Here is an 11,990-nt window from a genome sequence, read left to right as displayed (position 1 = left end):
TCAGGTAACGAAAGCGTTAATCAAACTGCGTCCTTCGAGAATGACAATGAGTCACCAGCTGCCTGACGTACAGGCGGGCCAGCCCGACGTGACGGTGGGGCTGAGCCAAGTCGGTGTCACCGACGTCGAGAAACTTGTCAAGATCGCACGCGACGGGAAACGGCCGCTCGTGTTGATGGCCGATTTCGAGGTGTTCGTCGACCTTCCGAGCGGTCGGAAGGGGATCGATATGAGCCGGAATATGCAGGTCATCGACGAGACGCTCGAATCTGCGGTTTCGGAGCCGGCGTACCGCGTCGAGGATATGTGCGGCGACGCCGCCGAACGGCTACTTGAGAAACACGAGTACACCTCGACCGCCGAGGTCCGGATGACGGCGGACTTCGTTGTTCGCGAGGACACGCCTGCGAGCGAACTGCCTACCCAGAGCACCATCACCATCGTCGCCAGCGCGACGGCGACCGAGGAGGGGACCCGCGAGGAGATCGGCGCCGAGGTCGTCGGAATGACGGTCTGTCCGTGCTCGCAGGGGATGTCCGCCTCCCGAGCACGCGAAGTGATGCACGATCTCGACGTCGACGAGGAGACGATCGACGAGTTCCTCGAACAGGTCCCACAGCCGGGACACTCCCAGCGCGGCCACGCGACGCTGACGGTCACGGCCGACGGCTCGCCGGACGTCGACCTGATGGAGATCGTCGAGATCGCCCGCGACTCGATGTCCGCCCGGATCTACAACCTCGCGAAGCGCCCCGACGAGGACTTCATGACGTACCACTCGCACGCGAACGCGAAGTTCGTCGAGGACTGCGTCCGCTCGATGGCCGAACAGGTCGTCGACGAGTTCGACCACCTCGCCGACGACGCCGTCGTGCGGATGAAGCAGTCGAACGACGAGTCGATCCACCAGCACAACGCCCACGCAGAGCGTGAGGTCACGCTCGAACAACTGCGCGCCGAACTGAACGGCCAGTAATCGACGGTCGCTCGCTCGGACCGTGGGTACGGCGTGAAAGTCAGCCGCTTGGGCCGTATTACGGGCTGACGGTCACTCGCCCGGGAACGACGACCGCGCGAGCGGCTCCGCCTCCTCCCATTGGGGGTCGAACCGCCCGCGGAGGTCCCCGGCGAACTCGGGGTCTTTCAGATCGATCATCGCGAACGGTTCACCCGGGTCGAGCGGGTTCGGCACTTCGATACACACCTCCACGTTGTCGACGAGTTCGAAAGTCCCGGAGAGCCCCGGCGCCGTCCGGACCGAGAACTCGGGATGGTCTACCAGCTGCTCCGTGTACCGTCTCCCGACGCTCGCCGGAAGGGATTCGACGAGCTCCGGCGCCATCAGTACGGAGACGTCGACGCCGCGGTCGAGGGCGGCATCCAGGGCTTCCGTGACGCGTTCGCCGACCGCGCCCAGGTCGAACTGCGGCGAGACGCCGCCGGCGACGATGATCAGCGACTCCTCCGCCGCAGCGAGGCGTTCGACGAGGAGGTCGATCGAGTCTTCGGTGCCGACTGTGGCGGTCCAGAACTCGCCGTCGACCGGCCCGGCAGTGCCCAGTTCGTCGGTGAGTTCGTCGACGACGCGCTCGTACTGGTCGGCCTGTTCCCGGAGCTTCCGCCGCTGTCGTTCCAGAAGTCGATCGAGCGCCGTATCCGGCTCGACGGCGACGTACTTCTTCGGTCGGCTCGCGGTCTGGCTTCTGACGAGGTTGTGCTGTTCCAGCCCGTTGAGGACGTCGTAGATCCGTCCCATCGGGACGTCGCTCGTCTTCGACAACTCCTTGGCCGTTGTCGGTCCGGTCCGGAGCAACGACCGGTACGCGCGGGCTTCGTACTCGGACAGACCGAGATCCCTGAGGCTCGCCATACCGACACCTCTTGGGCCACGAACAAAAACTAACCGACGGTTTACAGTGCCGGTGCGGCTCTCCCTCCGACTCCGGTGCGTCTCACGCGTCGCTGGAGAGGGCCGCGACCGCATCGAGCAGCGCCTCGGGCGCGGTCGACTCCCGGGTCTCGGCGCCACGGCGGACCACGGCGACGCCATCGTCGACCCCGGGAGCGGCCGGGACCACCACAGCCTCGTGGTCGGCGACGCGGAGCGCCGCGCGGTGAATGTCCGTCCCGGCGGCGTCGCCGACGGCGATCACGAGATCCGGGCGCGTCAGCCGCGCTGCAACCGAGCCGTAACCGGCGACCTGGACGCCGATCCGGTCGCGTGCCCCCGCGAACGCGGCGATGGCAGCGTGTGCGGCGTCGGCGTATCGCTCTCCCGCCGGCGCGTTTTCGTCGCCGTCGTCGCCTTGGTCGTTCGCCTCCGCGTCTGCGGTCTCAGTCAGCAGTGCCGAGAGATCGAGGAGGGCCTCGGCGACCTCGACGGCTCCGTCGAGGGGTCGCAGCGGCCGATCGAGGAGGCCCACGCCCTCCTCGGGCCCGTCGCGGAACGCACCGTCTGGTTCCTGCAGCGTCTCGATAGCTCGATCGGCGACGTCGCGGGCGACGGCGAGCGGATCTCTGCCGGAGCCGAGCGCCTCGGTCCCGAGCACCTGTCGAGCGGTCGTGAGCGCGGCGACGACCCTGGCGTGATCTTCGAGCAGGAGTTTGGGTGCCTGCGGCTCGCCATCGGCGACGTGCGAGACGACGCCGTCCTCGTCGACAAAGTCGCTCGCGAGGGTGTCGAGCACCCGCTCGGCGTACTCCCGGGACTGCTCGTCGTCGGTGTAGGCCGCGAGCGCTAGCAAGGCATCCGCGGCCATCGCGTTCGCGCCCGCGTACGCGGTGAGGTCACGCCGGGGATCGGTATCGTCGTCAGCCGCCGGATCGTCGGGCGCGACGCTCCCGCCGAACGCGGACCCGTTCCAGAGGCGGTCGACCAGGAATTCCCGCGTCCCCTCGGCGGGATCGAGCAGCGACTCGTCGCCGGTGTAGAGGTACCCGTTCGCGAACGCCCGGACGAGCGCGGCGTTGGCATCGAGGACCTTCTCGCGGTGCGGATCAGTCCAGTCTCGCCCCTCCGCGTAGCGGTAGAAGCCGCCGACGTCGTCGTCGTAGAGCGCTCCCCCGATGACGCCCAGCGTCTCCGTCGCCTGCTCGCGGGAGCGCTTCAGCGCGAACTCGATCGTGCGCGGGAGCGGAAACTTCGCGCCGTCACCCCAGCCAGCGAAGCGGTCGTCCCACTTTTCGTCGAGTTGGCCCGCGATGTGGCTCTCGATCCGGTCGTCGACCGGTCCGGCGGGCGTCGGATCGCCGGTCAGCGCCCGGGGCACCCGGCCCGCCTCGTCGCCGCGGTCCGCCCAGACGTCCCGCACCGAACTCAGCACCTGCCGCATCCCGTCGGGACCGAGGTACGTCGCGCCCGTGATGACCTTCCCCGATGGTGTACAGAAGACCGTCGAGGGAAAGCCCCCCATATTGTACCGCTCGCGAACCCGCGGGCGGCGGTCGACGTCGACTCTGACGGGGACGAACCCGTCGTTGACGTTGGCGGCGATCCGCGGTTCGCCGTAGGTCTCGGCGTCCATCTCGTGACAGCTGTCGCACCACGTCGCGGTCAGCGCGAGGAGCACGGGTCGGTCGGCCGCCTCGGCCTCCTCGAACGGCGCAGGGCCCCACTCGCGCCACTCGACGTGTGTCCGGTCGTCGGTCATACTCGCGTTCCGGTGTGGCCGGTGGTAACACTGTCGGACGCGACGCAGTCGAGAATTCCGTGGGGCGAATCTCGTGACACAGTTGTGTTCGACAGTGACGTCTTTCGAGGTGTGGTTGGGGCAGCGCTCACCGCCACAGCGCCCGGTTGTGACACAAGGGCTATGAACGGCGACCCCGAACGACTGGCTATGCGAACGCGCTGGGTCATCGCGCTGCTTTTGGCCATCCCGCTGGCCGACACACTCCTGTTGCTCCCGGTCGCCTCGGCGATCGGGTTCGTCCCGACGGTCCTGCTGGTAGTGCTAACGGGCCTGCTCGGAATGCTGCTCGTCCGCGCGGAGGGCCGCCACACGCTCGCGAAACTCCAGCGGAAGGCCGCGACCGGGGAGGTGCCGACGAACGAACTGCTCGACGGCGGGCTTTTGATCGCCGCGGGCGCGTTCCTCCTGACGCCCGGGATCGTCACCGACGCGCTCGGCTTCGCGCTCGCGCTCCCGGTGACGCGGTATCCGATCCGCGAACTCCTGAAGCGGTACGTCCTCGGCCCGTACCTGGACCGCCGGACTGGCGGCTTCGTCTCCGGCAACGTCTGGGTCGGCGGCTTCCCCGGCGACGACGACGTGGTGAATCTCGATCCCGAGGAGTATGGCCGGTCCGGCGAGGACAACCCCTGATCGGGGGACTGCGCCCCCGGCGTTATCGAAAGGAAACGCTTAAACTACTCATCGGTCAACGAATAAACGCGCTCACCTGGGCCAATAGCTCAGTCAGGTTGAGCGCTCGGCTGATAACCGGGAGGTCCACGGTTCAAATCCGTGTTGGCCCACCTACAACGTCCACGGTCTTTGGCCGTGGCGTGTTAGGGGCCGGGAACTCCCCAGCCACCTAATTCCGTTGGACTAAATCAAGCATAGAAGCTTCTATCTCATATTGGTTGAACCGCAATTCGCTCGCACCGCTGTGGTGTCTGTGTATTCCATCTTGCCGCCTCGAAGAAAAATATCACAGTGATTCACTGAAACGATTGTATACTTAGCGGTGTGACTCGATCTTGATGACCGGGTTTCCGCTCTTGTCGGCAATGATTGTCGCCGTCGTCGAATCCGCCTCGAACTGGAGGGTCATCTTGAGATTATTTTCTTGAAAGAGTCCGTCGAGTGCATCCGTGTTAATGTCCTCACTGATGACCCAAATCTGATCGAGTACATCCTCGTCGTGAGCCTTCGCGACCGCAGTCACGACTGCTGTGCTGAGGTCTTCGTCCTCGTCTGGCTCGTAGTAGAAATCCTTCGCATTCCCCATACCCCGGAATTTGACCGTGATTAAAATACTCGTTGTTACCACTATGTTTTACAGTAGTTGCCTGAGCCGAGCGATTCCTTTTTGATGGGGTTGTGTCACTGTTACAGAATTCAGTATCTATAAGTATTTATCAGTAGTAAATAGTACAAGATGCCACGGTCGTACTCGGTTGGCGAGTTCGCGGATGAACTCGGTGTTCATACCCAGACCGTGAAACGTTGGTGTCGCAACGACGACCTTGACTACACCCGAACACCGGGCGGAGAACGACGGATTCCACACCGAGAACTCCGCCGGCTTGCAGGCGATACTCGTCCAACAGACCGTGTTGCCCTCTACGCTCGCGTCTCAAGTCACGGCCAGAAAGACAACGGTGACCTCGACCGCCAACTCGACCGACTCGCAGAGTACGCTCACGACCACGGTTGGAGTGTCGAAAACACCTACACCGACGTTGGGAGCGGTCTCAATGAAGACCGCCGTGGTCTTGACTCTCTCCTTGATGACGTACAGGACGCTGACTACGGACGCATTCTCGTCACCTACGAAGATCGACTCACCCGCTTTGGCTTCTCGTACCTCGAACGGTATTTCGACTGCTACGGAGTTACAGTCACCGTCATCGAAGACGAGACGGACAAATCTGCACAGGAAGAACTCGTTGACGACCTCATCAAACTTGTCGCCAACTTCAGCGGCAAACTCTACGGTATGCGCTCCAACAAAAAACAACAGGTCGTCAACACCGTCGAATCCGAGGTGAAACCTGATGAGTGACCACCTCTCGCTCCCAATCCATCTGCCAGACGAGGACGCCGAGCGATTCGACCGACTGGCAACACTCACACAACGTGTTGCTACTCACGTCCTCGAAGACCACTGGACGCCAGCCCACCTCAACGGGATTGCTGACTCCCCCCATCAGGCGTGGAAATACTTCGATGAACACGAACCGTTCGAGGAACGTGACCTGTATCTCCCCTCTCGATTCCGGCGGTGCATCTTGCAGAAAGTCGGTGAAACGCTCCGGAGTCACGCCGACCGCCGAGACGCCTTTCAGTCCATCCAGAGCGTGTTGCCCGATCACAAAATCCGACGCATCCACCGTCGTCGCATCAAAGAACAACTCTGGGGCGACGGGGACTACCTCTCGTCAGGCTACGTGGACATCCTCATCGATCAACTCAACAGTTACTACGACCGTCACGGGGTGTATCCTGACACGTATCTTGAAATGCAGGACTGCCCCGAGTATGACAACGGCGTACTCCCGTACTCTGCGGACGACGGCCCAACCAGTGGACAAGCAGTCAACTACCAGTACGACACCGATAGCGAGACGCTGACCATCCGACTCAAAACACCAGACACACTATCGCCGGAGACACGAGGTGACTGGTCGTGGACAGAGTACGAGCGCGGCGGCTACGAAGCGTTTCATAACCTCCTCGCTCACGGCGATCTCTCGGCTCCCGAGTTCCAGCCCTCCCGTCGTAAAACCGGTGCCGCCTACTACGAACTCTCCTTCCCCGTCGAAGTCGAACACGCAAAGAGGACTGACAGCACCGACTGCGTGTTGGCGCTCGACGCCGGGATGCGAAAAGATATGACTGCCGTGGTGGTTACTGACGATGGCGAACAGCGGTCTACGCCACAGTTTATTCAGTTTACTGACCGCGAGAAGATGCGGCGACTCCACCGCGAACGCACCCGACTGAACGACCGACTTGCCGCGTTGCGCCGTGATGGTCGCTCGCATACTGACGAGTTCGCACATATCCAAAGCGAGTACGAGCGGGTGAACAACAAGATTCGACACAAGCGCGATCAACTGGCACACGACGTAGCCAACCAAGTCCTCGCACTCGCACTCCTGTACGACGTGGACGCGATTGTTCACGAGGACTTGCGGTCGCTCTCTCCACCACGTGACGAAGGGTCGTTGTCGTGGGAGTTGTCGTCGTGGGCGCGGCGGGACATCATCGAGAACATCGAGTATCGGGCAGCGAGTGCTGGTGTCGCTCTCGAACGAGTTTACCCGGAAAGGACGAGTCGGTCGTGTCCTCGGTGTGGTTCGACCGGCCACACCTGCAAGTCACCCGAGCATCACGGGGAACTGTGGTGGGGCGGGCACTTCCGGTGTGACAATGCTCGGTGTGGGTTCGAGGGCGACCGCGACTACATCGGCGCACTGAACGTGGCTCGCGTGTTCTTCAGCGACGGCGAGACGCTAGACCACGGTTTCACGTCCTCCTACACGGGGGATTCTGAAATCGTGCTAGCTGGCCGTTCCGCTGGCACGCGGCTCACGTTCGGTCGTGGTGTTGTTGCCTACGAACCCGAACAGGCAGGGGCGACCGCTGGTAGTGGGTCGGCTGTGATAGCGCCCGCCGTCGCCCTGCCCGAGTCGAATGCAGATAGTAGCGATGGACGTGGCCCAGTCGTCCGACAGTGTACCCGATTTAACCGGTGTACTACTGAAAGCTACTGAAAATCGGAACGGTTACTCTGCTCTGACATCTTCCCGCTGTTCAAGCGTACGCCTACGGGTTTACCCCCTACGTAAAATCGCTCAGTAGGGGAGTCTTTTCAACGGTATTGATTACTGAGCAGACATTACGGACTGCTCTTCTGTCGGCTGTTCAAGTTCCTCGCCGAGGGTGGTAGCGAGTAGCAGGACTGCCTCTTGGTGTTTCCCCTTGCGTGCGTGGATAGAGTACGCGTTGGTATGGAGCGCTTCGTATTCGTTCCAGACTCCATCCGAGACTGCGCCGTGATCGGCGAACGACTGTGTGATTTCGACGAGCAAGCCGTGAAGGTGTACGAGTTCTTGTTTGTGCATATCTTCCTCAGCGAAGTTTGATCTGCGTCTTCACGCGTATTCCAGGCTAAGAGGACATCAATCGGGGACATTTTACTCCCATATTCCGTACTTATTAACTGGGTAAACGATATCTGCACCGAGGGTCGCAGAATCTACAATCCGCAGACTCACTCGATAGATCGGTCCAGAAGAAATCACTCAAAGTACCCCGACAAAGACTTGCCACTTGCGAAGGCTAACCTCGACACGGAAGCGGGAGACGCATACGACCAACCCGTGCGGTTCGGGATTCTCGGGACGTTCTCCGATTTCTTCGGTCGGATGCCGGAGGTCGTCATCGTGGACAGACGCGGGGCGGAACCGGAGATCGCGTACGTCCACAAGGGTCGTCCACGTTCGACAGGCCCGAGAGCGACGAGTTGCTCGCGGAACTCGGCAGCCTCCGAGCCACCGAGTGACTATTGCCGCAGGCTCAGCGGCAGCCGAACGCATCCGGGGAGGCTTTACCCGTCGTCTCGCTTTACGGAGCAGTATGTCGGACGTTCCCTCGGATTTCGACCCGGAATCCCCCGAAGACCGCGATATCGCCGGCGAAGCAGCGCGTGACCGCTCGGACTTCCTCTCGCTCATAGGTCACGTCTACCGCGGCGAACTCGGCCGGGCGACGTCGTGGCGGACGCGGATCGATCGAACGACGAACTGGGCTGTCGTGTTGATCGCGACGCTTCTGACGTGGGCGTTTTCCGGCGACGCGCGGCCGCACTACATCCTCCTCGTCGGGATGGTGATGATGACGGTGTTCTTCTGGATCGAGGCGCGTCGCTACCGCATCTACGACATCTGGCGATCCAGAGTTCGGTTGCTCGAAGAGAACGTGTTCGCGAACGCCTTAGATCCGGAGGGGGCAAAACAGCCCGCCTGGCGGGAACTGTTGAGCGAGGACCTCCGCAAACCGGCGATAAAGACGCCGACGATCGAGGCGATCTCCCGCCGACTGCGCCGGATCTACTTCCCGCTGATCACGGTGCTGGTCGGCGCCTGGATCGTCCGGCTGACGGTGTTCGCCGACACCGACGTCGGCATCGTCGGTACCGCTGCCGTCGGTGCGTTGCCGGGACGGATCGTCCTCGTGGCTGTCGGGGCGTACTACGCCGCCATCATCGCGCTCACTGTCTGGCCCGAGCGCCGGCAGGCGAAGGGGAAACTCCGATCCAAGAGCGATACGACGGAGTGGAAATAGGCCCTGAGGCGGGTCGCGGACGGGTTTTTGCGAGTGAAGGCCCGATAAGACGCCGATCGAGACGTTTCGGGCGAGCCACAAGGGCCACTGCTTAAGTCCGGTCCCATCCTTGCTGCGCCAACGAGCATATAGCTATGACGGCCACTGGCGATCCGTCGGAGGTCGACGTGCTGCACGTCGACGACGATCCGAGCGTCGCGGAGCTGACGGCCACGTATCTCGAACGCAAGACCGACCGGATCACGGTCCGAACCGCGAGCGACGCTGCGGAGGGCCGGGAACTGCTGGCCGAAAACGACATCGACTGTGTGGTCTCCGACTACGAGATGCCCGGCGAGAACGGCATCGAGTTCCTCAGGGCGGTTCGCGAGAAGCACGGCGACCTCCCCTTTATCCTCTATACGGGCAGGGGGTCCGAAGAAGTCGCAAGCGACGCCGTCTCCGCCGGCGTGACCGACTACCTGCAGAAGGGAAGTGGGACCGAGCAGTACGAACTCCTCGCGAACCGGATCCTGAACGCCGTCGAGGCATACCGGTCCCGGCGGAAGCTTTCGGAACGAACACGCCGGCTGGAGACGCTCATCGACACCCTCCCGGGGATGGTCTACCGATGTCAGAACGACCCGGCGTGGCCGATGGAGACCGTCGAGGGCGACGTCGAATCGCTCACCGGCTACCCGGCCGACGCATTAGAGCAAAACGAGGTACGGTGGGGTGAGACGATCCTCCATCCCGCAGACCGCGAGCCGATGTGGGAGGCGGTGCAGGAAGCCCTCGATAGCGACCGAACGTTCGAGATCACCTATCGGATCATCACCAAAAGCGGGGACACAAAGGTGATGTGGGAGCGCGGTCGGGGGATCTACGAAGACGGGTCGTTGCAAGCGCTCGAGGGGTTCATCACTGACATCACCGAACGAAAGGAACGGGAAGAGCAACTCGAACGGACCACCGCCCGGCTGGAAGCGCTGTTCGAGAACTCCCCGGATATGATCAATATCCACGACAAAGACGGGACAATCGTCGACGTGAACGGGCGGTTCTGTGAGGTGTTCGATCAGCCACCGGAGGAACTCGTCGGCAAGAACGTCTGGGAGATTGATCGGGAACTCGATCCCGAGGGAATCCGTGAGATGTGGCAGACGATGGCCCCAGGAGACCGATTCGAGGTCGAAACCGAGTTCGGGCGCGCCGACGGCGAGAAGTTTCCCGTCGAAGTGCACGTCACGCGGCTCCCCGAAAACGACGGCCAGCCCCGATTTGTGGTCATCTCCCGGGACATCACCGAGGCGAAGGAACGCGAAGAGAACCTCCGGCGGTACGAGCAGATGGTGAACGCGATGGGGGAAGCCGCCTGTATTTACGACGACGCGGGAAACTACGCGGTCGTCAACGAACGGCTGGCGGAAGTGTACGGGACGGCTCCCGAAGCGCTGGTAGGGGAACCGAGCGAGTTCCTGAATACGGTTCGAGCACGAGCGGACGGTGATCCGTTTCAGGAACTCCTCGACGGCGACCGCGACGAGGTGCGCGGCGAACTTGAATCGGTGTTCGGCGCCTACGGCAATGCCTTCGTCGAGTATCGGCTCACACCGCTCGTGCGGGACGGCCGTGTGGAAGGCGTCGTGAGCGTTACTCGCGACATCACGGAGCGGAAGCAACGCGAACGCGCCCTCGAAGAGGCCCGAAAGGAGTACGAGGATCTCATCAACGGAATGGAAGATTCCGCGTGGGTCATCGATACCGACGACGAGACCTTTCTCCAGGTGAACGACGCCGCCGCCGAACGGACCGGCTACACGAGAGCGGAGTTGCTGTCGATGCGGCCGCACGACATCGACGCCCATCTCGAATGCGAGGAGATTTCGGCCCTCATCGACGACATCGTCGACGACGAGATCCAGGTCTTCGAGACGGTCCACGAGACGAGAGACGGGGCGCGGATTCCCGTCGAAATCAGCGCGACGCTCATCTCGTATCGGGGGGAAACAGCCGTGTTGACTATCGCCCGCGACATCACAAACCGGAAAGAACGGGAAAAGCGGCTGGAGCAGTTCGCGTCCGTCGTCAGTCACGACCTCCGCAATCCGCTCAACGTGGCGGAAGGACGTCTCGAACTCGCCCGCGAGGAGTGCGACACCGAGCACCTCGCGGAGGTCCAACGGGCTCACGACCGGATGAAAGATCTTATCGAGGACCTGCTGACGCTCGCCCGTGACCGCGACGACGATATCCATCGGGAGTGGATCGAACTGGCGCCGTTCGCCCAGCGTTGCTGGCAGAGCGTCGCCACCGGTGATGCGCAGCTCCGGGTCGTCGACAACCGGAGGATCCACGCCGATCCGAGCCGTCTCCGGCGGCTGTTCGAGAATCTGTTGCGGAACGCCGTGGAGCATAGCTCCACGAGTCCCCGTTCGGACACTCAGGGGGACGCCGTCGAAAATAGTTCGACGGCCCCTCCCTCGCAGACACGAGAGGAACCCGTGGATCACGGGACCACGGATTTCTGCTCCGGTACTCACGGGGACACCGTCGAAGGGGACGGAGCAGTAACGATCACCATCGGCGTCCTCGACGACGGATTTTACATCGAAGATACCGGGCCTGGCATCCCCGAAAGACAGCGGATAGACGTCTTCGAGATGGGGTACTCGACCGACACGGACGGGACGGGGTTCGGACTGAACATCGTCAAGCGGGTCGTCGAGAGCCACGGCTGGAAGGTCGAGATTACGGAGGCGTCGGAAGGGGGCGCCCGATTCGAGATCACCGGTGTCGAACACGAGGACTGAAAGCCACCGGTCCGTCGACCGATAGTAGCGTTTGGAAGTCTTCGCTCATCTGATCGCACGACGGCGTCCGGTCGGATGAGCAATCAGTTGTAAAGGCTACTATCTCGGGACGCGAGCGCCCCCTACAAACGACCATTCAGACTTCTACAGACGATCACTCATACTGATTACTCTCGTTCCT

At 62.4% G+C, this 11,990-nt stretch carries 10 protein-coding genes and 1 tRNA gene; 7 read left to right on the top strand and 4 right to left on the bottom strand.

Going from position 1 to position 11,990, the window contains the following annotated elements; genetic code table 11:
- Positions 1-46: 46 nt before the first annotated feature.
- Positions 47-976, top strand: a complete 930-nt coding sequence (gene mptA / locus RJT48_RS11360; protein ID WP_311172398.1) for a GTP cyclohydrolase MptA — start codon at positions 47-49, stop codon at positions 974-976.
- 72 nt (positions 977-1,048) lie between these two features.
- On the opposite strand, the gene RJT48_RS11355 is transcribed toward mptA, so the two are convergent.
- Both RJT48_RS11355 and RJT48_RS11350 read right to left on the bottom strand, forming a co-directional pair.
- Entirely contained in the window at positions 1,049-1,870 is an 822-nt protein-coding gene (locus tag RJT48_RS11355) for a TrmB family transcriptional regulator (protein ID WP_311172397.1), read from the bottom strand.
- An 82-nt stretch (positions 1,871-1,952) separates the two neighbouring features.
- Positions 1,953-3,650, bottom strand: a complete 1,698-nt coding sequence (locus RJT48_RS11350; protein ID WP_311172396.1) for a DUF255 domain-containing protein — start codon at positions 3,648-3,650, stop codon at positions 1,953-1,955.
- A gap of 189 nt (positions 3,651-3,839) precedes the next feature.
- Here RJT48_RS11350 and RJT48_RS11345 point away from each other — a divergent pair, with 189 nt between their 5' ends.
- Both RJT48_RS11345 and RJT48_RS11340 read left to right on the top strand, forming a co-directional pair.
- Positions 3,840-4,325, top strand: coding sequence for an FxsA family protein (locus RJT48_RS11345; protein ID WP_311172395.1), 486 nt, complete (start codon positions 3,840-3,842; stop codon positions 4,323-4,325).
- Between the two features lie 78 nt (positions 4,326-4,403).
- Positions 4,404-4,477: transfer RNA gene (locus RJT48_RS11340), tRNA-Ile, on the top strand.
- 206 nt (positions 4,478-4,683) lie between these two features.
- On the opposite strand, the gene RJT48_RS11335 is transcribed toward RJT48_RS11340, so the two are convergent.
- Positions 4,684-4,953 (bottom strand): HalOD1 output domain-containing protein, encoded by a 270-nt coding sequence (locus RJT48_RS11335; protein ID WP_311172394.1) that lies wholly within the window; start codon positions 4,951-4,953, stop codon positions 4,684-4,686.
- A 150-nt stretch (positions 4,954-5,103) separates the two neighbouring features.
- On the opposite strand from RJT48_RS11335, the gene RJT48_RS11330 reads away from it, so the two are divergent.
- Positions 5,104-5,730, top strand: a complete 627-nt coding sequence (locus RJT48_RS11330) for an IS607 family transposase (protein ID WP_311172393.1) — start codon at positions 5,104-5,106, stop codon at positions 5,728-5,730.
- A complete protein-coding gene (locus RJT48_RS11325; RefSeq protein WP_311172392.1) occupies positions 5,723-7,444 on the top strand; it encodes a zinc ribbon domain-containing protein in 1,722 nt (573 codons plus the stop codon). Before RJT48_RS11330 ends, RJT48_RS11325 begins: the two co-directional genes overlap by 8 nt.
- A 111-nt stretch (positions 7,445-7,555) precedes the next feature.
- Here the strand turns inward: RJT48_RS11325 and RJT48_RS11320 are convergent, their stop codons facing one another.
- Complete coding sequence (locus tag RJT48_RS11320; protein ID WP_311172391.1) at positions 7,556-7,795, bottom strand: UPF0058 family protein; 240 nt, start codon at positions 7,793-7,795, stop codon at positions 7,556-7,558.
- Positions 7,796-8,309: 514 nt separating this feature from the next.
- Between RJT48_RS11320 and RJT48_RS11315 the strand changes: the two genes are divergently transcribed.
- Together RJT48_RS11315 and RJT48_RS11310 are read left to right on the top strand one after the other, a co-directional pair.
- The gene (locus RJT48_RS11315; RefSeq protein ID WP_311172390.1) at positions 8,310-9,017 is read left to right on the top strand and encodes a DUF2270 domain-containing protein; all 708 of its coding nucleotides are present in this window, start codon (positions 8,310-8,312) and stop codon (positions 9,015-9,017) included.
- 134 nt (positions 9,018-9,151) lie between these two features.
- Positions 9,152-11,809 (top strand): PAS domain S-box protein, encoded by a 2,658-nt coding sequence (locus RJT48_RS11310; protein ID WP_311172389.1) that lies wholly within the window; start codon positions 9,152-9,154, stop codon positions 11,807-11,809.
- Positions 11,810-11,990 lie beyond the last annotated feature (181 nt).

The organism is Halobellus ordinarius (assembly GCF_031823395.1).
GTDB lineage: Archaea > Halobacteriota > Halobacteria > Halobacteriales > Haloferacaceae > Haloquadratum > Haloquadratum ordinarius.
Note: the sequence above shows the minus strand (reverse complement) of the source record. Positions and strands in the feature narration are given on the sequence as shown.

Coding starts and splice junctions, on each gene's coding strand:
- mptA (WP_311172398.1), top strand. CDS start 47: ATGAGTCACCAGCTGCCTGACGTACAGGCGGGCCAGCCCGACGTGACG.
- RJT48_RS11355 (WP_311172397.1), bottom strand. CDS start 1,870: ATGGCGAGCCTCAGGGATCTCGGTCTGTCCGAGTACGAAGCCCGCGCG.
- RJT48_RS11350 (WP_311172396.1), bottom strand. CDS start 3,650: ATGACCGACGACCGGACACACGTCGAGTGGCGCGAGTGGGGCCCTGCG.
- RJT48_RS11345 (WP_311172395.1), top strand. CDS start 3,840: ATGCGAACGCGCTGGGTCATCGCGCTGCTTTTGGCCATCCCGCTGGCC.
- RJT48_RS11335 (WP_311172394.1), bottom strand. CDS start 4,953: ATGGGGAATGCGAAGGATTTCTACTACGAGCCAGACGAGGACGAAGAC.
- RJT48_RS11330 (WP_311172393.1), top strand. CDS start 5,104: ATGCCACGGTCGTACTCGGTTGGCGAGTTCGCGGATGAACTCGGTGTT.
- RJT48_RS11325 (WP_311172392.1), top strand. CDS start 5,723: ATGAGTGACCACCTCTCGCTCCCAATCCATCTGCCAGACGAGGACGCC.
- RJT48_RS11320 (WP_311172391.1), bottom strand. CDS start 7,795: ATGCACAAACAAGAACTCGTACACCTTCACGGCTTGCTCGTCGAAATC.
- RJT48_RS11315 (WP_311172390.1), top strand. CDS start 8,310: ATGTCGGACGTTCCCTCGGATTTCGACCCGGAATCCCCCGAAGACCGC.
- RJT48_RS11310 (WP_311172389.1), top strand. CDS start 9,152: ATGACGGCCACTGGCGATCCGTCGGAGGTCGACGTGCTGCACGTCGAC.